The following is a 22,767-nucleotide window of genomic DNA, read 5'->3' on the forward strand; positions in this document are numbered from 1 at the left end:
TCACCGTCCGTTGGACGGGTCGGGTCCTCCGTACGGCCGATTTCAGGCGGGGCGGGGCCGCAGGTCCGTCATCAGGTCGTGGCGTACCTCTCAGGCTGGTGCCGCTAGCCTGACCGCCACGAAGACCAGCTCAGGTGACGGAGACTGGATGATCACTCGACAAAGACGTGGAATGGCGCTGCTGGCCGTGGTGCCGTTGCTTGTGGGTTGCTCCGTCGGGGACATCCGTCGGCCCCCGCCCACGCCGGCCCCGGTGCCGTCGAGTGCGACGCCGTCGAGTCCGGCCCCGACCCGGATCGCAGAGATCCGGGCAAGCCGACTAGCCGTACCTGAGCGCTACGACGAGCCGTACGTCGAGTTCGTCGGCGCCGTGCAGGGCTACGCCCTCTTCGCTTCCTGCGAGGGCCTGCCACCCGGACCGGACTGCCCCGCCCTGATCTTCTCCACCGGAGACGGCGGCCGGTCCTGGCAGGAACTCCGGCACCCCAAGCCGGTCGCCGACAACCAGCAGTTGTACGCCGTGCCGGGGATGTTGGCCCTGTGGGCCGAGCCGTACGGCTGGTGGACCTCCACCGACGAGGGCCGGACCTTCCAGCACAGCCCGGGTGAGGCCGCGCCACCGCAGTGGCAGGCCAGCCAGGGCAGGTTCCAGATCATCGAGAAGACCGGCAAGGTCGGCCGGTGGACCGGCAAGAGGTTGCGCCCCCTGGCCACCCAACCGTCGCTGCCCAGGCTGGACTCGCTGGCGCTGGGCGAGGGGTGGATGGTCCGCGACGGTACGGAGTACCGCGGGCCGCTGGTGGCGGCCGGGGCGGGTGAGGACGGTAAGCCGTACGCTGCGATCTCCTGGGACGAGGGGCGGCGCTGGCAGGAGACCCCGTTGCCCGCCCCCGACGGCGCGGTGTGGATGCTCCGGGCGGAGTCGGCGGCCGGGGAACTCTGGCTGATCGGGGAGGCGGAGAACCGGGTCGAGTTCCCGGCGCTGTGGCACCTGGAGGGCGACACCTGGCGAGCGGTACGCGCCGAGGGGCAGCCCGGTGCCGGACGGGCCGTTCCGCTGGGCGCCGGAATCGTGGCGGTGGTCAGTTCTCGCGGTGCGGGGGCCCTGCTCGGCGACCGGTACCTCGACCTGTCCTGGCCGGTGACCGACCGGCACTATCTGCGGCGACTGCCCGACGGCACCCTGTTCGCCGGCACCTCGGAGAGCATCCTGCTGGGCCTGGGTCAGTTCGGCGACCGCACCTGGGTGCAGGTGGTGCTGGAGCGGGACTGACAGGTGTGGCTGTGGGGTAGCTCACATCGTTAGAGTTGAGCGGAATAGACTCAACTCTGGTTCTGTCGGTACCAGTGGACACGCCGATCCAGGGGAGCCCATGAACACCGAACGCCTCACCACCCGCAGCCGCGAGACCATCACCGGCGCCGTCGCCCTGGCCAACCAGCGCGGGCACGCCACCGTGGAGCCGTGGCACCTGCTGCTGTCGTTGCTCGACACCGAGGGTTCGACCGCTGCCGGCCTGCTGCGCGCCGTCGGGGCGGACCCCGCCGAGCTGCGCCGAGTCACCCAGCGGGCCCTTGACGCGCTGCCCGCCGCCCGGGGTTCCAGCATCGCCGAGCCGACCCTGGCCCGTGAGTTCGTCAACGCCATCGGTGCGGCCGAGCAGATCGCCCGCCCGCTCGGCGACGAGTACACCTCCACCGAGCACCTGCTGGCCGGGCTCGCCCGGGTCGGCGGTGCCGTCTCCGGGGCGCTGAAGGCCGCCGGTGCCACCGAGGAGACGCTTGTCGCCGCCTTCCCGAAGGTGCGGGGTGGGGACCGCCGGGTCACCAGCGCCGACCCGGAGCAGACCTACCAGGCCCTGGCCAAGTACGGCGTCGACCTGACCGCGAGCGCCCGTGACGGCAAGATCGACCCGGTGATCGGCCGGGACTCCGAGATCCGTCGGGTGATCCAGGTGCTGTCCCGGCGTACCAAGAACAACCCGGTGCTGATCGGCGAGCCGGGCGTCGGCAAGACCGCCATCGTGGAGGGCCTGGCCCAGCGCATCGTCGCCGGAGACGTGCCCGAGTCGCTGCGCGACAAGAAGCTCGTCTCGCTCGACCTCGGCGCGATGGTCGCCGGTGCCTCGTACCGGGGGCAGTTCGAGGAGCGGCTCAAGTCCGTCCTGGAGGAGATCAAGAACTCCGACGGGCAGGTCATCACCTTCCTCGACGAGCTGCACACCGTCGTCGGTGCCGGCAAGGGCGAGGGCTCGATGGACGCCGGCAACATGCTCAAGCCGATGCTGGCCCGCGGTGAGCTGCGGATGGTCGGTGCGACCACGCTCGACGAGTACCGCGAGCACATCGAGAAGGACCCGGCTCTGGAGCGCCGCTTCCAGCCGGTGCTGGTCGGCGAGCCCACCGTCGAGGACACCATCGGCATCCTGCGCGGGCTCAAGGAGCGCTACGAGGTGCACCACGGCGTACGCATCACCGACGCCGCCCTGGTCGCCGCCGCCGCGCTCTCCGACCGGTACATCACCGACCGCTTCCTGCCGGACAAGGCGATCGACCTGGTCGACGAGTCGGCGTCCCGGCTCCGGATGGAGATCGACTCCCGGCCGGTGGAGGTGGACGAGATCGAGCGGGCGGTTCGCCGGCTCGAAATCGAGGAGATGGCGTTGGCCAAGGAGCCGGACGCCGCCTCCGCCGAGCGCCTCGAACGGCTGCGCAAGGAGTTGGCCGACAAGCGCGAGCAGCTCACCGCCCTGTCCGAGCGGTGGCAGCTGGAGAAGACCCACATCACCAAGCTCTCCACCGCCAAGGAGGAGCTGGAGCGCCTCGGTGGTGAGGCTGAGCGGGCCGAGCGTGACGGCGAGCTGGAACGCGCTGCCGAGCTGCGCTACGGCCGCATCCCCGCGCTGCACAACGAGCTGAAGCAGGCGGCGGAGGAGCTGGCCCGGCTCCAGGCCGACGGCGCGATGCTCAAGGAGGAGGTCGGCGCCGACGACATCGCCGCCGTGGTCGCCTCCTGGACCGGCATCCCCGCCGGCCGGCTGCTGGAGGGCGAGACCGCCAAGCTGCTGCGGATGGAGGAGTCGCTGCGCGAGCGGGTCGTCGGCCAGGCCGAGGCCGTCGGCGCGGTCTCCGACGCGGTACGTCGCGCCCGGGCCGGCGTCGCCGACCCGGACCGTCCGACCGGCAGCTTCCTGTTCCTCGGCCCGACCGGTGTCGGCAAGACCGAGCTGGCCAAGGCACTCGCCGAGTTCCTCTTCGACGACGAGCGGGCGATGGTCCGCATCGACATGAGCGAGTACGGCGAGAAGCACTCCGTGGCCCGCCTGGTCGGTGCCCCACCCGGCTACGTCGGGTACGAGGAGGGTGGTCAGCTCACCGAGGCGGTACGCCGCCGCCCCTACTCGGTGATCCTGCTCGACGAGGTGGAGAAGGCCCACCCGGACGTCTTCGACGTCCTGCTCCAGGTGCTCGACGACGGCCGGCTCACCGACGGTCAGGGGCGTACTGTCGACTTCCGCAACGCCATTCTGATCCTCACCTCGAACCTGGGCTCGTCGGTGATCAGCGACCTGACCCTCGCCGAGGAGCAGCGGCGTGAGGGTGTGCTCGCGGTGGTCCGGTCGCACTTCAAGCCGGAGTTCCTCAACCGGCTCGACGACATCGTGGTCTTCGCCGCCCTCCAGGGCGACGACCTGCGGGCCATCGTGGACATCCAGATCGCCCGGCTGCGCCGCCGGCTCGCCGACCGCCGGTTGACGCTGGACGTCACCGACGCCGCGCGCACCTGGCTGGCCGAGCACGGGTACGACCCGATCTACGGTGCCCGGCCGCTGCGCCGGTTGGTCCAGTCCGCGATCGGAGACCAGCTCGCCAAGGCGCTGCTCGCCGGCAAGATCCGAGACGGCGACACCGTACGGGTCGACCTCGCCGACACCAGGGACGGCCTATCGGTGACCGCCGCCTGACCGCCGAACCACCCACGACGGGCCCGCGTCCTCGCGACGCGGGCCCGTCGCCGTCAGCGGCGTGGAACCCGCTCTCGTCAGCGGCGTGGAACCCGCTCTCGTCAGCGGCGTGGAACCCGCTCTCGTCAACGGCGCGGGCCCGCTGTCACCAGCGGCGTGGGTCGCCGCGGAACAGGGCGTGCGCCGCACCTGGGTCCGGGTCAGGATGGAGGCATGTTCGCGATGGGACGACAGCACGACGAGTTGGCGGATGCGGCTGCGGCCCTCGCCAACGCCGAGACGGTCACCTTCGGCGGGGTGGGGCTGGCCGGAACCATGTTGCCGGAGACCGAGGCATACCAACGGATCGAGGAACTGGCGGCCGACCGCCCCGACGAGGTACGCGGGCACCTCGAACGCCTGCTGTCGGAAGGCACACCGGCCGCCCGGGTGTACGCGGCCACTCTCCTGGAACGGCTCGATCCGGCAGCCGGACAGGCGGCCTGGGCCGGGCTGCGCGCCGATTCCGCGCAAGTGCAGACCGCCACCGGCTGCGTGCTGGACAGCATCACCGTCGGTGAGTACGCCGCGAACCGGCTCGCCGAATCCTGAGCCCGTCGGTGGTCGGGGCGCGTCGCACCATGGATCGGTCTCGACTGATCTACCGCCATTGCCGCAGGTGACGCGCTGTACGACCGGCACCTCAGGCGTGCCGAACTGGTCGGGTGCCGATACGGTGAAGCGCGTTCCCGAGAAGGAGAGAGATGGCTGATCCTCAGAACACTCCGACCCGGTCTCGGCCGGGTGTGGTAACCGTATCCACCTATTTACTGTGGTTGTTTGCGATCTGCCAGCTGATCAGCGCGATCATCACCCTGGCCACCATCGGCGCCGTACGCGACGCGATGGAGGAAGCCCTGGAGGGCAGCAGTGGCGAAGGGCTGGAGGGGATCGCCGACCTGACGGTCGCCGTCGGCGTCGGCACCTCCATCTTCATGCTGGCGGCGGCGCTGGCACTGGCCGGTCTGGGCCTGGTGAACCTGCGGGGCAAGAACGGTTCGCGGATCGCCACCTGGGTCGTCGGCGGCATCCTGTTCTGCTGCAACGGGTTCAACATGCTCGGCAGCCTGGGCGGTGGCCTGGCCACACCGAGCGACACCAGCGGGGACATGCCCAGCGCGGAGGAGATCCAGCGTCGGGTCGAGGAGGCGCTGCCCTCCTGGGCGACTCCGGTCAGCATCCTGCTCGGCGTGATCAGCCTGATCTCGCTGCTGGTGGCGCTGATCCTGCTGGCGCTGCCGAAGGCCAACGAGTTCTTCCGCAAGCCGGCGGCGCAGTGGGAGCCGCCGACTCCCGGTGCCACCTACCCCGGCTACCCGGCCCAGCCGGGTTACCTGGCCCAGCCGGGCTATCCAGGCCAGCCAGGCCAGCCGGGTTACCCGGGCCAGCCGGGCTACCCCGGCCAGTCCGCTGAACCCGGCTATCCGGCGACGCCGGGCCAGCCGCCGCAGCAGTCCGGTGAGCCCGGCTACCCGTCGATCCCGGGACAGACGTCCTCGGGCCCGTCGGGCGAGCAGGGCGGCCAGAATCCGCCGGGGCAACCGGGCGATCAGCCGCCCAGCGGCAACTCCAACTGATCGAGGTTGATCGGCTGGTCGAGCCCCGGCCCGGCCCGGACGGCCTGCGCCGGGGCCTCGACACGCCCGAACCGCCGCGACTGTGACGGTCCCTCCGAGTAGGTTGCTTCCCGAACGCCTACCGGAGGGACTCGTCGTGTCGTACCCCGAACAGGTGCCGGTCGGTCGGCCTGGCGCGGTCCGGCTCGCTGTGGCGGTGCTGGCGGTGATGGCGCTCGGTGCCCTCGGTTACGCGCTGGCGGGCCTGATCGCGTTCGGCGAAATCGGTGGCCGGCTGCGTGCCGCGGCCGCCAGCAGTTCGCTGAGCGGCGGCGAGATCGACGCGATGGCCACCCTCCTGCGGACCTCGGTCCTGCTGTCGGCGGTGGTGAGTGTGCTCGCCGGGTTCCTCCTCGCCGGCCTCGCGCTCGGTGTGGTGGCAGGTCGATCCGGTGCCCGGGTGGGCACCTGGGTGATCGCCGGCTTCGGCGTGTCATTCGGCTGCTGTGGCCTGCTGGTTCAGCTCATCCAGTACGTCACACCCTTGAATCTCCGCAACGATCCGTCCCTCACCGAGCTTCTCGGTCTGGCCACGGACGGCTACCCGTCCTGGTGGATTCCGCTCACTGTGACCCTTTCGGTCGCCCAGGTGCTCGGTTACCTTGTGGTAGCCGTACTGCTGGCCCTGCCGTCGGTCGGTTCCTGGTTCCGTCGCCGCTCGGCGCCTGCGGCGATGCCGCCTCAGCCGGGCGGCACACCCCCGCACCAGCCCTATCCGCCGCCCGGGGCAGCGCCGCCGCCCTCCTACCCGCCGAGGTGAGCAGTTCCGTGACCATGCCGTCCGACCAGCCGACCGCCGGCCGCTGGGCGCTGATCACCGGGGCGACCGCAGGCATCGGAGCGGCCTTCGCCGGTCGACTGGCCGCCGACGGGTGGCACCTGGTGCTGGTGGCCCGGGACGGGACCCGGCTCGCTGCTCAGGCCGCCGAGCTGACCGGCCGGTACGGCGTGGAGACCGAGACCATCGCCGCCGATCTGTCCACTGACGACGGTTGTGCGCAGGTGGAGCAACGACTCGCCGCGACCCCGCCCGTCGAGTTGCTGGTCAACAACGCGGGCATCAGTCTGAACACGCCGTTCCTGCGATCGTCGGTGGCGGACGAGATCCGGTTGCTCCGGCTCAACGTGCACGCCGTCATGCGACTGACCCTGGCCGCGCTGGTCACGATGACCGAACGGCGGAACGGGGCAGTGATTAATGTCTCCTCCGTCGCCGGGTTCGGCGCGCTCATGCCCGGATCGACGTACTCGGCGAGCAAGGCGTGGGTCACCAACTTCAGTGAGTCGGTGGGCCAGTCCGCGCGTCCGTTCGGCGTACGGGTGATGGCGCTCTGCCCCGGCTACACGCGTACCGAATTTCATCAGCGAGCCGGCATCGACATGTCGAAAACCCCGGAATGGATGTGGCTCAACGCCACCGACGTGGTCGACGACGCCTTACGTGACCTGGGAAAAGGCAAGTTCGTCAGTGTTCCGTCGTGGAAGTACAAGCTGGCCGTGGCGGGCCTGCGGCACGCGCCCCGTGGGCTGCTCGACCGGGTCGCCCGGGACACCCGTGGCCGCATCGGCCGGGACCGCGGCTGACTGACGCAGCTCGGTGGGCCGGGAACGACCGCTCCGAGGCTGGATCACTCGAATCACGGTGATGGCTAACCGAGTGTAACGGGCATCGTCACTCATCGGTCGCCCGGACGGGTTGCCGCAGGTAGCCCGCGCACGCGGCACACAGGTGTGCGCAGTACCCTCTACCCCCATGGGGGACCACGACGACCTGCGTAAATTCATCTCTGACCTGGCTGTGGTCCACGGCCGGGTGGTGCTCTCCTCAGGGCAGGAGGCCGACTGGTATGTCGACCTCAGGCGCGTCACGCTCCATCACCGGGCGGCCCCGTTGGTCGGCCGAGTGATGCGGGACCTGACCGCCGACTGGTCGTACGACGCGGTGGGTGGCCTGACATTGGGAGCTGACCCGATCGCCCTGTCGATGCTGCACGCCACCGGGCGTCCGTTGGATGCTTTCGTGGTGCGCAAAACCGGCAAGGCGCACGGACTTCAGCGACGGATCGAAGGCCCGGATGTCGCCGGTCGTCGGGTGCTGGCGGTGGAGGACACCTCCACCACCGGTGGAAGTGTTTTGACCGCCGTCGAGGCTCTTCGCGAGGCCGGGGCCGATGTCGTGGGGGTGGCCGTTATCGTTGATCGTGGTGCCGGCGATGCGGTGCGAGCCGCCGGATTGCCCTATCGGGCGGCCTATACGTTGGCTGACCTCGGCCTTGTGGCGTAAAAGTTTGCCGATTCGGATCTGCTGATATGCAGGCGGATCGATGCTGCTGGTGGAAGGATGGAATACGTGGGAACTGCGTTGGCCGAAATGACTATGCCTCAGATCTCGCCGCTTGCCGGTGAGCCGATCGAACGCGCCGACGCCGAGCGGCTGGCGGGGGTCCTCAAGGCCCTTGCCGACCCTGCTCGGCTGCGGCTGCTCAGCCTGATCCAGTCGGCGCCAGAGGGCGAGGCGTGCGTGTGCGATCTGACCGCACCGCTCGGCCTCTCCCAGCCGACGGTCAGTCACCACCTCCGCATCCTCACCGAGGCCGGCTTGCTGGAGCGGGAGAAGCGCGGTGTGTGGGCCTACTACCGACTGGTCCCGAGCGCGATCGCCACGATCGCCGACCTGCTGACCCCGCCGCGTAAGCGGGCCACCAAGAAGGCTCGCTGACTCGCAGCCGTCTGGTGGCTGCCCACGGGTAGCCACCAGAGGGCGGGTGGTCAGTGCCGTTGAGGTGTCTCGTACGCCTCCTCGGTCAGATCCTGGGCGGCGCGGCGCAACCGTCGACGTTCGGCGACGACCATCGCCGTGACCACGGCGATGCCGACCAGGAACAGCGCGGTGATGGGCAGGATGTTGTCGCCCGGCGCGTGGAGGGTCCGCTCGTCGGACTGCCACGGCCAGAGTGCCCGAAGGCTGCCCAGCAGGGCACCGGACATGACCGCGAGGGTCATCCGGCGGTGCTGCTCCAACAGCCACTGAAGCAGCTTGACGAAGAGCGCCAGGCCGATCACCATGCCGGTCGCGAAAACCGCCAGGTAGCCGAAGTCGCGGTCGTTCAACGCGGTGATCGTCGGCTCGTACAGGCCGACGGTCAGCAGCAGGAACGACCCGGACACCCCGGGCATCACCAGGGCACACACCGCGATGGCCGCTGCCACCAGCACGATCAGCGGATGCGGGTCGAGAGTGCCCTGCGGCAGGCCGGTCAGCGTGAACGCGCCCACCGCGGCGAGGACGAGGGCTGCGATCTCCTTCGGCCGCCACTGTGCGCCGACCATCGAGACCGGCACCAGCACCGAGGCGAGCACCAGCCCGAGGAAAAGCCCTCGGGTCTGCTCCGGATAGTCGGTGAGCAGCGGTTCGAGGGTCTTCGCGGCGATCAGCAGGCCGGGCAGCATGCCGATCAGCAGCGGGACGACCACGTCCCAGTGCACCTGGCGTAGCTGCTGCTTGGCGCGGGTCCCGCCGCGCCCGCGCGGCAGGTCCGACACCGCGTAACGCACGACGTTCACCAGATGGCCAGCGGACGCGATGACTCGTTCGTACACGCCGGTGACCAGAGCGATAGTCCCGCCGCTGACTCCTGGTACCGCCTCGGCCACGCCGATGGCAGTTCCGCGGAGAACGTGTCCCAGCCGTTCGCCCAATGCCATGAAGTATCCGTTCCGTCAATCAGCCTGACCCGGATGGCCTCCGGCGCGGCCACCCAGGCTACCGGTACGTGATTCGCCGGCCTGGGCCGGTCACCGTCGAGGGTCGGCCGACCGGGTCACAGTCGAGGGTCGACCGGCTCGGACTCGCAGGCCAGAATGGCGAAGACCAACTCGTGTCGGCGCCACAGCGGTGCACCATCGGCCAGGGCGTCCAGCGCCGCCAGGCCGAGACCGTGCTCGCGCAGGGCCAGCCCCCGCTTGCGACCCAGCGACCGGCCGCGCAGTGCGGCCAGTCGGGCCGGCTCGGTGTAGCTCGGGCCGTAGATGATCCGCAGATACTCCCGCCCCCGACACTTGATGCCCGGCTGGAGCAGGGAGCCTCGATCGCTGCGTGCCGCCGGACCGGCGTACGGCTTGACGACCATGCCTTCACCGCCGTCTGCGGTCAACGCCAGCCACCAGTCGGTGGCTTCGCGTACCGCCTCGGTGTCGGACAGGTCGACCACCTGACGACGGGTCACGGTGAAGAACTCCGGATCCGCCGCGCAGAGCCGGTCGGCCAGGGCGAGGTGCCAGCCGTGATCCCGGTCGGCGTAGCTCGCCTTCCGCCCCGCCAGCACCGCGAACGGTGCCAGGGTCACGCCGCGCAGACCGTCCGTCGGGCGTACGTACGCGCGATAGGCCGCCGTGTAGGCGAGCAGGTCGGCACGCTGACCGGCGACCCGATCGCGGAGAACACCGACATCCAGCCCACGGGCGGCCGCCGCGTCCAACGCCGCCAACGCTGCCGGCAGCGCCGCCCGGCCGGCCGCGCCGACGCTCGCGTACTGCTCGCGGATCAGCCCGCCGGCCTTGGCCGACCAGGGCAGCAGCTCGCAGTCGAGCAGCAACCAGTCGGTGTCCAGTTCCTCCCAGAGTCCGGCGGCGGAGACCGCCGTGCGGACCCGGGCGAGCAGTTCGGTGTCCAGCGGAGCGCCGAAGAAGGGCCGGCCGGTGCGGGTGTGCACCACCCCGCCACCCGGACCGAACGGGCCACCGTCGGCATCCCGGTAGACCAGCACGACCGCGCGGGAGCCCATGTGCTTCTCCTCGCAGACGACCCGGTCCACCCCGGCCGCCCGGTAGTCGGCGAACGCCTCCGCCGGGTGCTCCAGGTAACCGTCCAGCTTCGAGGTCGAGCAGGGTGCCATGGTGGGCGGCAGCCAGACCAGCCAGCGCGGGTCGACCGCGAAGCGGCTCATCACCTCCAACGCGGCGGCGGTGTTCTCCGCCGGCACGGTGAGCGAGCCGTACGGGTGCTCCACGTGCCGTCGGCCGACCACGTCGGTCAACTCCAGCACCTCGTCGGGCCGGGCCGGTGCGGCGGTCAGCGGGCGGACCGGGGCGTACCACTCACGCTCCGCCGGCACCGCCACCAGCTCCCGTTCCGGGTAGCGCAGCGCGGTCAGCCGCCCGCCGAACACGCAGCCGGTGTCGATGCAGATGGTGTTGTTGACCCACTCCGGCTCCGGGGTGGGGGTGTGACCGTAGACCACCGTCGCCGAGCCCCGGTACTCCCGAGCCCACGGGTACCGCACCGGCAGGCCGTACTCGTCGGTCTCCCCGGTGGTCTCGCCGTACAGCGCGAACGCGCGTACCCGGCCGGAGGCCCGACCCTGGTACTCCTCCTTCAACCCGGCGTGCGCCACCACCAACCGGCCGCCGTCGAGCACGTAGTGGCTGACCAGGCCGTCGACGAAGGTCGCCACCTCGGTGCTGAAGTCGTCCGGCTCGGCGGCCAACTGCTCAAGCGTCTCCGCAAGACCGTGGGCCACCTTCACGTTGCGCCCGCGCAGCTTGCGCAGCAGCTTCTGCTCGTGGTTGCCCGGCACGCAGAGCGCGTGCCCGGCCGCGACCATGCCCATCACCAGGCGGAGCACGCCCGGCGAGTCCGGGCCGCGGTCCACCAGGTCACCGACGAACACGGCGGTACGCCCCGCCGGGTGCGTGGCGTCCACCGCCCGACCGGCCTCGTCGCGGTGCAGCTGCCAGCCCAGCCGACCGAGCAGCGACTCCAGTTCGGCGCGGCAGCCGTGCACGTCACCGACGATGTCGAACGGCCCGGTCAGCTCCCGCCGGTCGTTGAACAGCCGCTCGACGCGAATCTGCGCGGCGTCGATCTCGTCGACGCCCCGCAGCACGTGCACCTTGCGGAAACCCTCCCGAGCCAGCTGCGAGTACGTCCGGCGTAGGTCACGGGACATCCGGGCCAGCACCTGCCTGCCGAAGGTGCGGTCGGCCCTGGCCTCGGTACGCGCCCAGGCCAGCGCCTCCGGCACGTCCAGCACGATGGCCACCGGCAGGACGTCGTGCTCGCGGGCCACCCGGACCAGGGCGGCCCGGGCGTGCGGCTGGAGGTTCGTCGCGTCGACCACGGTCAGCCGACCGGCCCGCAGCCGCTTGCCCGCCACGTAGTGCAGGGCGTCGAAGGCGTCCGCGGAGGCGGACTGGTCGTTCTCGTCGTCGGCGACCATCGCCCGGAAGGCATCGGACGACAGCACCTGACTGGGCGTGAAGTGCCGGCGGGCGAACGTGGACTTGCCGGACCCGGAGACGCCGACCAGCGCCACCAGCGCCAGCTCCGGAACATCCAGTACAGCCACCACGCCTCCTTGAAAGGAAGGGCACCTTCTTAACGCCTCCGGTAGAGCAGGGGCCCCTTGTTAACACTCAGGTTCGGGTGAACACGGCCAGCTGGGTCGGCGCGCCGACCTGCGGGTCGTCGTCGCCGATGCCGCGTACGACGGCCGAGTAGCCGTACGTCGCACAGATCCGGTCCACCCACTCGGCGAACTCCGCACGGGTCCACTCGAAGCGGTGGTCGGAGTGCCGGAACGCGCCCGCCGCGAGACTCTCGTACCGGACGTTGTGCTCGACGTTGGGCGTGGTCAGCACGACCGTGGTCGGTCGGGCGTAACCGAAGACCGCGTCCTCCAACGCCGGCAGGCGAGGCGGATCGAGATGCTCGATAACCTCCATCAGCACGGCGGCGTCGTACCCGCGCAGCCGCTCGTCCCGGTAGGTCAGCGCGGAGTGGTGCAGGGTGACCCGGTTGCGCTGACGCTCGGGCAGCCGATCCAGCCGGATCCGGCGAGCGGCCAGGCCGAGCGCCTGGGTGGAGACGTCGGTGCCGACGATCTCGGTGAACCGACGGTCCCCGATCAACGTGGCCAGCAGCGCACCGCCGCCGCAGCCCAGATCCAGTACGCGCTGCGCACCGGCCTCGACCAGCGCGGCGTGCACCGCCTCCCGACGTCGGGCGGCCAGTGACGCCCGAGGTGCCTGGTCCGGCCGGTCCGCCACGCCGTCGTCGACACTCGGCTCGTCGGTGGGGCACTGTGCGGCCAGCCGCTCCAACGCCTGACCGGCAAGTGCCCGCCGGTGGGCCAGGTAGCGACGCACGATCAGCCCGCGCTCCGGGTGACCGGCGAGCCAACCGGCGCCGACCCGCAGCAGCTTGTCCACCTCGTCCGGGGCCACCCAGTAGTGCTTGGCGTCGTCCAGCACGGGCAGCAAGACGTACAGGTGGTTGAGGGCGTCGGCGACCCGGAGCGTGCCGGTGAGAGTGAGGTCGACGTAGCGGCTCTCGCCCCACTGCGGGTGCTGCTCGTCGAGCGCGATGGGAATGGCGGTCACCGTCCAGCCGAGTGGGCCGAACAGTCGGGTGGCCACCTCGGCACCGCCCCGGCAGCGCAGGACGGGCACGCGGATCTCCAGCGGGATGCTGGTGGCGGCCAACTCCGGCCGGTCCCGGGACTCGCCGCGCAGCGCCGACCGGTACACCCGGGACAGCGCCGAGGCGAGCAGGCTGGACGCGGCGTACGGCCGGTCGTTGACGTACCGCCCGAGGGTGAAGCTCTCCGGGGTCGCGGTCGGCTGCCGGCCACGGCCCCGCGCGGCGGCCAGCCTTGTCGGGTCGACGTCAAGCAGGAGAGCGGCGGTGCACCGCGCTTCGTCGGCCTGCGGATAGAACACGTGCGCCGTACCGACCGGCACGTCGAAGGCGTGCGTCCGGTCGGGATGCTTGACCAGCAGGTGACCGAGATCGGTCGCCGGTCGGTGCGTCGTGGTCAGGGTCAGCAGCACGGGCCAATGGTGTCAGCTCCGTCGATCTTGCGTCGTCCCGTTTTCGGCCGGTCCTTCAACGCTGCGCGGCACCAGCACGGGTCAGCGGTAGTCGTCCTCGTCGGCGGCGACCACCCGGGCCTGCTCCATCGCGTCCCAGTCGTCGACCTCGAAGCCGCGGTGTGGCTCGTCGTCGGCCCGGGTCGGATCGACCACGGCGGCCTGCTCGATCGCGTCGGCCGGCTCAGCCTCCAGATCGCGCTCCTCCGGGCTGAGGTGGTCGCCGGGGGCGAAGTCCTCGTCAGGCTGACCCATTCGATGCCTCCGGGTAGTCGGTGGACGGTACCCACCCACGGTACGGGCTGCACCCGCACCTCGCTGGCAACCGACGTGCCGGGCGCGTGAGGGTACGCCGTGACCGCAGGTCAGTCGGCCGAACCGACCCGCCGGTGGCTGCCCCGATGCCAGGATGTGATCGTGGGCTTCCTCATCCGACTGGCGACCACCGCCGTAGCACTGTGGGTCACCACGCTCATCGTGCCTGGAGTCGAGGTGACCGGACGCAGCGGCTACGACACCACCTTCACCCTGCTCATCGTGGCGTTGATCTTCGGGGTGATCAACGCGGTGCTCAAGCCGCTGATCAAGGTGGTGGGCTGCGTCTTCTACCTGGTGACTCTCGGCCTCTTCGCGTTGGTGGTCAACGCGCTGTTGTTCCTGCTGACCGACTGGGTCGCCGGGGTGCTGAAGCTACCGTTCCATGTGAACGGTTTCTGGGCGGCCTTCTGGGGAGCCATCGTGATGGCGGTGGTCACCTGGCTGATCAGCGTCATCGTGCCCGACTCGACGGACCGGCGGTGAGCGCTCGGCGCGCTGGGCCGGTTGTGCCCGGCTGTACGAGCTACGGGATACTTCCCGCGGAGGACAGCGCGGTCCGGCGTGCCCAGTGGTATCAGGCGCCGTAAACCGGCACGCAAGGAGAACAGCGGCCGTACGGCCGACAGCGGCAAGTAAGGAGCGTTCGACATGCCCATCGCTTCCCCCGAGGCTTACGCCGAGATGCTGGACCGCGCCAAGGCGGGCCGGTACGCGTACCCGGCGATCAACGTGACGTCGTCGCAGACGCTCAACGCGGCGCTCAAGGGCTTCGCCGACGCGGAGAGCGACGGCATCATCCAGGTCTCCACCGGCGGCGCCGAGTACCTCTCCGGCCCCTCGATCAAGGACATGGTCACCGGCGCGGTGGCGTTCGCCGCGTACGCGCACGAGGTGGCCAAGAAGTACCCGGTCAACATCGCGCTGCACACCGACCACTGCCCGAAGGACAAGCTGGACAAGTTCGTCCGGCCGCTGATGGCCATCTCGCAGGAGCGGGTGAAGGCCGGCCAGGAGCCGCTGTTCCAGTCGCACATGTGGGACGGCTCCGCCGTGCCGGTCGCGGAGAACCTGGAGATCGCCGAGCAGTTGCTCGCCGAGGCCGCCAAGGGCAAGATCGTCCTGGAGATCGAGGTCGGCGTCGTCGGCGGCGAAGAGGACGGTGTCGAGAACGCCATCAACGACAAGCTCTACACCACCGTCGAGGATGGCCTGGCCATGGTCGAGGCGCTCGGCCTGGGCGAGAAGGGCCGCTACATGGCGGCGCTGACCTTCGGCAACGTGCACGGCGTCTACAAGCCGGGCAACGTCAAGCTCCGTCCCGAGGTGCTCAAGCACATCCAGGAGGCGGTCGGCGCCAAGTACGGCAAGGAGAAGCCGCTCAGCCTGGTCTTCCACGGTGGCTCCGGCTCGCTGCTGTCCGAGATCCGCGAGGCGCTCGACTACGGCGTGGTGAAGATGAACATCGACACCGACACCCAGTACACCTTCTCGCGCCCGGTGGCGGACCACATGTTCCGCAACTACGACGGCGTACTCAAGGTCGACGGCGAGGTCGGCAACAAGAAGCTGTACGACCCGCGGGTGTGGGGCAAGGCCGCCGAGGCCGGCATGGCCGCCCGCGTGGTGGAGGCCTGCGAGCACCTGCGCTCCACCGGCACCACCATGACCAAGTGACGCACTAGACGTCCCGAACGACGGCGGTCAGGCTCCTTCCCGGAGCCTGGCCGCCGTCGCTTTGTTAACAAGGGGCCCTTCCTCTACCGGAGGCGTTAACAAGGTGCCCTTCCTTACCGCAGCAGTAGGCGGACGGCCTCGTGGGCGTCGTCGGTGAGGTGCACGGTGTCGGAGAGGTCGCCGAAGGGTGAGGTCGCCAGCAGCGGACGCAGCAGCGACTCCACCGGCAGTTCCTCGGTCCAGTAGGCACGGTCCAGGAACACGTAGGCCCCGCTCGCGCCGTCGGTGCCGTAGTAGGTCTTGGTGGCCGCCTGGAACACCTCCTGCACCGTGCCGGCCCGGCCGGGAGCGAAGACGATCCCGCCCCGGGCCAGCCGCAGGATGGTGTCCTCCCGGATGGCGTTCGAGAAGTACTTGGCGATCCGGCCGGCGAACAGGTTCGCCGGTTCGTGGCCGTAGAGCCAGGTCGGCACCGCCAGCCCGCCGCAGTGGGCCCAGTCCAGGTCACCGGTGGCCAGCTCGGTCGAGTCGGCCTGGTACGCCGTCGCCGGCTCGGTGTCGTCCGGTGGTGGGGTGACCGAACGGCCGAATAGTTCCCGGACGCGAAGTGCCACCGCCGTGTAGCGGTCGTGGTCACTGAAGTCGGGCGCGGTGGCGAGCAGGTCGATGGCGGCGGTCAGATCCTCGGCCGGGCGGGTCGACAGGTACGCGCCGAGGTTGGCGGCCTCCATCACGCCCGGCCCGCCGCCGGTGACCACCAGCCGGTTCGCCCGCGCCAGTTCCCGGCCGAGCACCGCGGCCATCCGGTACGACCGGCTGCCCCGGCGTACCGCGTGCCCGCCCATCACGCCGACCACCGACTGCGGCCCGTGCGCGGTCAACCAGGCACGGGTGGCATCGGCGAGCGCGTTGTCCACACCGTGGTCGTGCAGCCGTTGGCCGAGCGCCTCCCGGACGTCGGGCAGCGCCCCGCCGTGGGCCCGGAAGTGCGCGTACACCCGGGCGTCGTACATCGCCTCGAAGCCGCCCTCGGCGAAGCCGGCGGCCAACTCCTCAGGGGTGTAGAGGTGCGGCGGCTGGGTCGGGTAGGGCAGCCCGGAGAACGGCGGCACCACGTTCGCGCCGCGCCGGACCAGGTCGGCGCCGACCTGCCGGGAGGCGAAGCGGCAACCGACGAAGAGCGTTCCGGCCACCTCGACGGCGGTGAAGTCGGGGATCGGGTCGAGATCCAGCCGAAGGCCCTGGATGGTGAGGCCGACCAGGCTTCCGCTGGCCAGCCGCCGGTCGAACTCGGCCCGGGTCTGAATCTCGTTTGTCCAGGTGTGCGGCTCGATGACGTCCGCGGGGGGTGGAGTCGGCACCTGATCATCCTGCCCGGCCGGCTCAACCCGCGCCGACTGGCCCCGGGCCTGCGTCGGCCTGCTCATCGCTGGACGGGAGCGTCGGCGGTGCTGGGGCGAGGGCGTCAGCGGCGGTGGACGGGAGCCGGGAGGCGGTGGGCGGGAGCCCGGCGGCCTGGCCGGGCTCCCGCAATCCGGTTCCTGGGGAGGCTCCGGAAATTCAGTTGTAGTGGATTGTTCCGATTGGCGGCATGGGCCGCAGGCGTGACAGACCTCTCGGCCGTTCAGCCAGCCGGCTTGCCGGACCCGCTCGCGTACCGCCGGTCGATGCGGGTTGAATGGGGCGATGCAGAACCTCCTACCTGAGCCACCCGCCACGCTCCTGCCCGCCGACGAGGAGGCCGACGCCGCCCTGGCCACGGCGGAGCAGGCCGGCAGCGACGAGGCGTACGCCGAGGCGGCGGCCCGGTTCCCGAGCCACAGCGCCGCCTGGGCCGCGCTGGCCACCCGGGCCTTCGCGCAGGATCAGGCCGTCGCGGCGTACGCGTACGCCCGCACCGGCTACCACCGTGGCCTGGACCAGCTGCGCCGCAACGGTTGGAAGGGGTACGGCCCGGTGCCCTGGTCGCACGAGCCGAACCGGGGCTTCCTGCGCTGCCTGTACGTGCTCTCCCGGGCCGCCGACGAGATCGGCGAGGCCGACGAGGCGGCCCGCTGCGCCCAGTTCCTCCGCGACTGCGACCCGGCCGCCGCCGACGCCCTCGCCAGCAACTGACCCTCAACCCCGGGCCGGCCCTCACCGCAGCGACCCGCCTGCCCCGAGGGCCGCAGTGACGCCGCCGGCCCTGAGGGCCGCGGTGACGCCGCCCGCCAGCATGATCGCGCTCGATCCGGGATCGAGTGGTCTCCCTCGCGTTGGAAGCCACTCGATCCCAGATCGAGCGCGCCGCGTCCCCGCGCGGCTCCCCGCCCACGCCGCGTCCCCGCCCACGCCGCGTCCCCGCTCACGTCGCGTCTTCGCCCGCGCGGGTCCCGCTCGGGTTACAGGCCCTCGGCGACGGCTGCGGCGATCTTGAGCCAGGCGTCGCGGGTGGCCGCTGACAGACCGGCGTAACGGATGGGCTCGCCGGTGTCGATGAGCCGCTCGTACGGCGCCAGCAGCACCGCCCGGGTACGCGCGGCGAAGTGTTCCTGGATCGCCGGCAGGTCGATCTCCTTGCGCGAGGGCGGCATCGAGACGACCGTGACCGCCTGCCGGACCAGCCGTTGCCGTCCGCTCTGCTCCAGGTGGTCGAGCATCCGGGCGGCGGTCTCGGCCGAGTCGTTACGGGCCGACATGGTGACCACCAGTTGGTCGGTGGCGTCCATCGCCGCCTGCCAGTTCTGTGCCCGGACGTTGTTGCCGGTGTCCACGAAGATCAGCTTGTAGAACCGGCTGACCACCTCGCGGATCTCGCCGAAGGCCGCCGCGGTGAGCATCTCGCCCCCGGTCGCCGACTCGTCCGAGGCGAGTACGTCGAACATCCCCTCGCCCTGCGAGCGGACGTACTGCGACAGGTCGCCCACCCGGCCGTGCGCACCGTGGAACTGACCCAGATCGCGCAGCAGGTCCCGCACCGTACGGGAGTGGAAGTCCTGTTGGGCGCGCATGCCGAGGGTGCCCTGGGTCTCGTTGTTGTCCCAGGCCAGCACGTAACCGCCACGCTTCTGCCCGAAGGTCATGGCGAGCAGCAGGATGGCCACCGTCTTGCCGGCACCACCCTTGGGGTTGACAACGGTGACCTGGCGCAGCCCGCCGAAGTTGCGGCGCACCATCTCGATGTCGCGCTTGAGTTCCAGTTCGTGCCGCCCCGGCGGCAGCTTCACCAGGCCCGTCTTGTTGACCACGGCGCGTACGCCCATCGTCGCGACCGGGTCGGTGGGGCGTACCTGCCGCCGTCGCGCGAAGTCCTCGGCGGTGGGTGCACCGCCGGTCTCCTGCGTCCAGCCCTGATCCGTGAACCCGGTCCGGGACGCGGTCTCCGTCGGCTGGTACGGCACCTGCGGTGACACCGCCGGCGGGCCCTGCTGTTGCCAGGGGGTCGGTTGCCAGGCCGGCTGCGGCGGGAAGGGCCCGGGTGGTGCCGCGTACGGCGGCGTGACCTGGGGTGCGCCCGGCCCGGGGTGAGGTGCGGCAGGCGCCCTGACGTCGACCGGCGGCGGCACCGCGGCCGTGAAGGGCCCCGGCGGGAGTACGGGCGTCTCGGGACCGGCCACGACGCCCTGCTGAGGTGCGGGAACGTGCGGCACCGGATCGCCGTGCGGTGCGGAAGGGTGCAGCACCGGCTCGCCGTGCTGCGGTGCGGGATAGTGCGGCGCAGGATCGCCGTGCTGCGGTGCGGCGACACCGTGCTGTGGCACGGGGAAGCTGCCGCGCTGGGGCGGCGGGACGGCCGCCTGATGCGGTCCGGGCTGCTGGGGTGCCGCAGCGCCGGACAGCGGGGTGTCCGGCGGCGCGGACGGCACCGGCGGAAGTGGCTGAGCCGGTCCGGCCCAGGTGGGGCGGGGCACACCGACCGCAGCCTCGGCCCTGCCGCCGTTCTCCGGCGGGGTGGCGACCCCGGACCGCTGTGGCGGCTGCGCCCACGGCGACTCCGCCACCGGCCGGGTCGTCGAGGTCACGTCGCCGCTGTCCGCTGCCGCTGAGTCTGCCCCGGTGTCGAGCGCGTCACCCCGCTCCGCCTGCGCGTTGTCGCTCACCGCGCGCGGCCCGCTGTCCCGGTTCGGCGCGAGGGCGGTCGGCGGGTCGAGGGTGAACGGCAGGTCCAGGTTGACCTGACCGGACTCCGGCGGCGGCCCGACCGGGGTCGCTCGTCCGGATGCGGCAGGCGGGGCTGAGAACGAGCCGCCGTTTCCCGGTCCCCACGCGCTGGCGCCCGGAACCGGATCCGGACCAGCGGAAACAGTTGGTTCCGGCGGGGTGGGCGGTGCCGGTGCCCAGCCGGTGGCGGGCGGCCCACCGCCGGTCAGCGACGGGTAGTCGGCGGGCGACGGCGGAACGGCCGCCGGATATCCGCCCGGCGTCGCGGAGTGGGTGGCCGGCGGGTGGTCACCAGGTGACGTCGCCGGTCGACCGCCGAGCGGTGGAGCGGCAGGCGGTGCGGGCGGTGGGGCGTCCCACCCCGACGTGCCGAAGCCGTCGATCTGGTCGGGTGGCCAGAGTGGTTCGATGTCCCGTTCCGGCACCCCATGCTGGCCGGGCACGTGCACCCGGTCGGCGTTCTCGTCCACCACGGTTCCTCCCCAGTCCTCCAGCCGAGGATAGGCCCACCGGCCGATCTCGGCCGCCGGTGCGGGACGCGGTCAGGGCGTCCAGACCGCCCAGGCACCCGGCTCGGTCCACCAGGACCGCTTACGGGTCAACTCGCCCTGCACACCGTCGTCCAGGTAGGGCAGCGCGGCCTCGTCGCGAGGCAGCACCGAGGCGGCCCGACCCCGGGCCCGCCGGACCTCCAGGCGTACCCGCCGACGGCCCAGCCGCGACCGGGTGACCACAGGTACGGCCACCGCCACCTCGACCAGCCCGTCGCTCGGGTCCGGGTCGGCGAGCAGCGTGACGTCGTCGAGCCGGGCGTAACCGCCCGCGTTGCCGATCACGCAGGCCAGCAGGGGATCGTCGCCGTCGGACAGCACGGCGTCGTCCACCTCGACCCGGCCGCGCCAGTGCAGCGGTCGGCCGTCCTCGCCGGCAGCACCGAGCAGCGCGCCGTCCAGCGTGACCGAACCGCCGTCGTTGCGCAGCAGGTCGAGCCGTCGGGGCGTACCGTCGAGCACCGCGGCGGCCACCGCCGCCGGGTCGCGGGGCAGGCCGAGTTGCGCGGCCAGGTCGCGGTGCGTGGTGCTGCGGGCCGGGTCCAGCGGCAGTACGCCGATCGGCGGCAGGTCCGGCACGGTCCGGTTGCCGGCCAGGTCAGCCGGGCGGAGGCTGGGCGGTGGGGCGTACCGCCGGACCAGCCGGCGCAGCACGGCGCGCAACTGTGCGTCACCGGCGACGGCGACCACCAGGCGGGTCTTGGAGTCCGGGTCCGGCCAGGTGAGGCCGTCGGACCTGGCCGGGGCGTCCAGCCGGGCCAGCACGTCGTCGATCTCCGCGTCCGAGCGGGCGGTCACCGTCTCCACCCGGGCGCCCCGGGCGGTCAACGCGTCCGCACAGGCCAACACGGGTACGCGGGGCGTCTCGCAGCGGTCGTCGCGGTCCTTCGTCGCTGCCACGTCGCCGCCACAGCAGGCTTCGCCGCTGCCGCACCCGGCCCCGGAAGCGTCCCGCTCCGAGCCCAGAGTGAGCAGCACCACGTCGTACACGGGTAGCTCCTCCTGCTTTGTCTGCGCGACCCCTGCCGGTCGAGCCGTCACTACTTGTTAACCTGACACCCCGGGCTCGCTGACCGGTCGCCATCTGGCACCCGAGCCTTCTGGAGGCGAGAAGATGCCAGCGATCGTGCTCATCGGCGCTCAGTGGGGCGACGAGGGCAAGGGCAAGGTTACCGACCAGCTGGGTGAGCGGGTCGACTACGTCGTCCGCTACTCGGGCGGCAACAACGCCGGCCACACGGTGATCACGCCGGACGGCCAGAAGTACGCCCTGCACCTCATGCCCTCCGGGGCGCTGTCCCCGAACGCCGTGATCGTCATCGGCAACGGCGTGGTGGTCGACCCGAAGGTGCTGCTCAGCGAGATCGACGGCCTCGCCGAACGGGGCGTCGACGTCTCCCGGCTGCGGATCTCCGGCGACGCGCACCTGATCATGCCGCACCACCGGGCGTTGGACCGGGTGGTGGAGCGCTACCTGGGCAGCTCCCGCATCGGCACCACCGGCCGGGGCATCGGTCCCGCGTACGGCGACAAGGTCGCCCGGATGGGCATCCGGGTGCAGGACCTGCTCGACCCGGGCATCCTGCGCAAGAAGCTGGAACTCGCGCTGCGCGAGAAGAACCAGGTGATGTTCAAGGTCTACAACCGCAAGGCCATCGACCTCGACGCCACCATCGAGGAGTACCTGGAGTACGCGGAGCGGCTGCGGCCGTACATCGCGGAGACCCGCTCGATGCTCTGGGACGCCCTGGACCGGGGCGACACCGTCCTGCTGGAGGGTGCCCAGGCCACCATGCTCGACATGGACCACGGCACCTACCCCTTCGTCACCTCGTCGAACCCGACGGCAGGCGGGGCGTGCGTGGGCGCGGGCATCCCGCCGACCGCGATCACGAAGGTGATCGCGGTGAGCAAGGCGTACACCACCCGGGTCGGCTCCGGTCCGTTCCCGACCGAGCTGTTCGACGACAACGGCGACCACCTGCGCAAGGTCGGTCACGAGTACGGCACCACCACCGGCCGGGAGCGTCGCTGCGGCTGGTTCGACGCCGTGGTCGCCCGCTACGCCTGCCGCCTCAACGGCGTCACCGACCTGGTGATCACCAAGCTGGACGTGCTGACCGGCCTGGCCACGGTCCCCATCTGCGTCGGGTACGAGATCAACGGCAAGCGCGTCGACGACATGCCGATGACCCAGACCGACTTCCACCACGCCACCCCGATCTACGAAGAGCACGACGGCTGGTGGGAAGACATCACCAAGGCGCGCACCGAGGAAGACCTCCCCGACAACGCGAGGCGCTACATCGCCCGCATCGAAGAACTCTGCAACACCAAGGTCTCGGTGGTAGGCGTAGGCCCCGGCCGCGAAGAAAACGTAACCCGCCACCCCCTCCTCCCCTAACCGCTCCCTCCCTCCCTCTTCCCGTGTTGATCAAGAGGTTTGCGTCTAAAATCGCCGCCGGCCAGACGCAAACCTCTTGATCAACGTTGCCCCAGGGCGCTGAGGGGGGCCTGGGGGTGGTGGCTGGAGGCGGCGGCGCTGCCCCGGGGATTGGGTTATCCACAGGGTGGGTGGGGGTTATCCACAGGGGC

Annotated in this window: 19 protein-coding genes; 12 read left to right on the forward strand and 7 right to left on the reverse strand. The window is 71.1% G+C overall.

Annotated elements, in window-relative coordinates; all coding sequences use genetic code 11:
- Window positions 1-148 precede the first annotated feature (148 nt).
- From C1A38_RS10985 to C1A38_RS11020, 8 genes are all read left to right on the forward strand, one after another.
- Window positions 149-1,273 (forward strand): hypothetical protein, encoded by a 1,125-nt coding sequence (locus C1A38_RS10985; protein ID WP_146017514.1) that lies wholly within the window; start codon window positions 149-151, stop codon window positions 1,271-1,273.
- Between the two features lie 100 nt (window positions 1,274-1,373).
- Window positions 1,374-3,965: an ATP-dependent chaperone ClpB gene (gene clpB, locus C1A38_RS10990; protein ID WP_102657736.1), complete on the forward strand. Its 2,592-nt coding sequence runs from the start codon at window positions 1,374-1,376 to the stop codon at window positions 3,963-3,965.
- 213 nt (window positions 3,966-4,178) lie between these two features.
- Window positions 4,179-4,556, forward strand: coding sequence for a hypothetical protein (locus C1A38_RS10995; RefSeq protein ID WP_102657737.1), 378 nt, complete (start codon window positions 4,179-4,181; stop codon window positions 4,554-4,556).
- A gap of 224 nt (window positions 4,557-4,780) precedes the next feature.
- Entirely contained in the window at window positions 4,781-5,581 is an 801-nt protein-coding gene (locus tag C1A38_RS11000; RefSeq protein ID WP_233196765.1) for a hypothetical protein, read from the forward strand.
- A 136-nt stretch (window positions 5,582-5,717) separates the two neighbouring features.
- Window positions 5,718-6,380, forward strand: coding sequence for a hypothetical protein (locus C1A38_RS11005; protein WP_102657739.1), 663 nt, complete (start codon window positions 5,718-5,720; stop codon window positions 6,378-6,380).
- A 14-nt stretch (window positions 6,381-6,394) separates the two neighbouring features.
- Window positions 6,395-7,204, forward strand: coding sequence for an SDR family NAD(P)-dependent oxidoreductase (locus tag C1A38_RS11010; RefSeq protein ID WP_102657758.1), 810 nt, complete (start codon window positions 6,395-6,397; stop codon window positions 7,202-7,204).
- Between the two features lie 169 nt (window positions 7,205-7,373).
- Entirely contained in the window at window positions 7,374-7,904 is a 531-nt protein-coding gene (locus C1A38_RS11015; RefSeq protein WP_102657740.1) for an orotate phosphoribosyltransferase, read from the forward strand.
- 57 nt (window positions 7,905-7,961) lie between these two features.
- Window positions 7,962-8,339, forward strand: coding sequence for an ArsR/SmtB family transcription factor (locus C1A38_RS11020; RefSeq protein ID WP_007454255.1), 378 nt, complete (start codon window positions 7,962-7,964; stop codon window positions 8,337-8,339).
- Window positions 8,340-8,389: 50 nt separating this feature from the next.
- Here the strand turns inward: C1A38_RS11020 and C1A38_RS11025 are convergent, their stop codons facing one another.
- The 4 genes from C1A38_RS11025 to C1A38_RS11040 all read right to left on the reverse strand — a co-directional run bounded on the left by C1A38_RS11025 (window position 8,390) and on the right by C1A38_RS11040 (window position 13,744).
- On the reverse strand, window positions 8,390-9,325 hold the full coding sequence (locus tag C1A38_RS11025) for a DUF368 domain-containing protein (RefSeq protein WP_102657741.1): 936 nt from the start codon (window positions 9,323-9,325) through the stop codon (window positions 8,390-8,392).
- Window positions 9,326-9,441: 116 nt separating this feature from the next.
- Entirely contained in the window at window positions 9,442-11,967 is a 2,526-nt protein-coding gene (locus tag C1A38_RS11030; RefSeq protein WP_102657759.1) for a polynucleotide kinase-phosphatase, read from the reverse strand.
- Window positions 11,968-12,034: 67 nt separating this feature from the next.
- Complete coding sequence (locus C1A38_RS11035; protein ID WP_102657742.1) at window positions 12,035-13,450, reverse strand: 3' terminal RNA ribose 2'-O-methyltransferase Hen1; 1,416 nt, start codon at window positions 13,448-13,450, stop codon at window positions 12,035-12,037.
- A gap of 81 nt (window positions 13,451-13,531) precedes the next feature.
- Entirely contained in the window at window positions 13,532-13,744 is a 213-nt protein-coding gene (locus C1A38_RS11040) for a hypothetical protein (protein WP_013730832.1), read from the reverse strand.
- A gap of 162 nt (window positions 13,745-13,906) precedes the next feature.
- Between C1A38_RS11040 and C1A38_RS11045 the strand changes: the two genes are divergently transcribed.
- Together C1A38_RS11045 and fbaA are read left to right on the forward strand one after the other, a co-directional pair.
- Window positions 13,907-14,290: a phage holin family protein gene (locus C1A38_RS11045; protein WP_102657760.1), complete on the forward strand. Its 384-nt coding sequence runs from the start codon at window positions 13,907-13,909 to the stop codon at window positions 14,288-14,290.
- A gap of 165 nt (window positions 14,291-14,455) precedes the next feature.
- Window positions 14,456-15,481 carry a class II fructose-bisphosphate aldolase gene (gene fbaA / locus C1A38_RS11050; protein WP_102657743.1) on the forward strand — a complete coding sequence of 342 codons (1,026 nt, stop codon included), beginning with the start codon at window positions 14,456-14,458 and terminating at the stop codon, window positions 15,479-15,481.
- A 113-nt stretch (window positions 15,482-15,594) separates the two neighbouring features.
- On the opposite strand, the gene C1A38_RS11055 is transcribed toward fbaA, so the two are convergent.
- Window positions 15,595-16,842, reverse strand: coding sequence for an LOG family protein (locus C1A38_RS11055; RefSeq protein WP_199180174.1), 1,248 nt, complete (start codon window positions 16,840-16,842; stop codon window positions 15,595-15,597).
- Between the two features lie 325 nt (window positions 16,843-17,167).
- Between C1A38_RS11055 and C1A38_RS11060 the strand changes: the two genes are divergently transcribed.
- Complete coding sequence (locus tag C1A38_RS11060) at window positions 17,168-17,596, forward strand: DUF3151 domain-containing protein (protein ID WP_102657745.1); 429 nt, start codon at window positions 17,168-17,170, stop codon at window positions 17,594-17,596.
- Window positions 17,597-17,862: 266 nt separating this feature from the next.
- Here C1A38_RS11060 and C1A38_RS11065 read toward each other — a convergent pair whose 3' ends face one another.
- Together C1A38_RS11065 and C1A38_RS11070 are read right to left on the reverse strand one after the other, a co-directional pair.
- Window positions 17,863-19,482 (reverse strand): MinD/ParA family ATP-binding protein, encoded by a 1,620-nt coding sequence (locus tag C1A38_RS11065; protein WP_502696929.1) that lies wholly within the window; start codon window positions 19,480-19,482, stop codon window positions 17,863-17,865.
- 681 nt (window positions 19,483-20,163) lie between these two features.
- Window positions 20,164-21,162, reverse strand: a complete 999-nt coding sequence (locus tag C1A38_RS11070; protein WP_102657747.1) for a diacylglycerol kinase family protein — start codon at window positions 21,160-21,162, stop codon at window positions 20,164-20,166.
- 124 nt (window positions 21,163-21,286) lie between these two features.
- Here C1A38_RS11070 and C1A38_RS11075 point away from each other — a divergent pair, with 124 nt between their 5' ends.
- Window positions 21,287-22,576 (forward strand): adenylosuccinate synthase, encoded by a 1,290-nt coding sequence (locus C1A38_RS11075; protein WP_102657748.1) that lies wholly within the window; start codon window positions 21,287-21,289, stop codon window positions 22,574-22,576.
- The last annotated feature ends 191 nt before the right edge of the window (window positions 22,577-22,767 follow it).

The sequence above is a fragment of the Verrucosispora sp. ts21 genome, assembly GCF_002879555.1.
GTDB lineage: Bacteria > Actinomycetota > Actinomycetes > Mycobacteriales > Micromonosporaceae > Micromonospora > Micromonospora gifhornensis.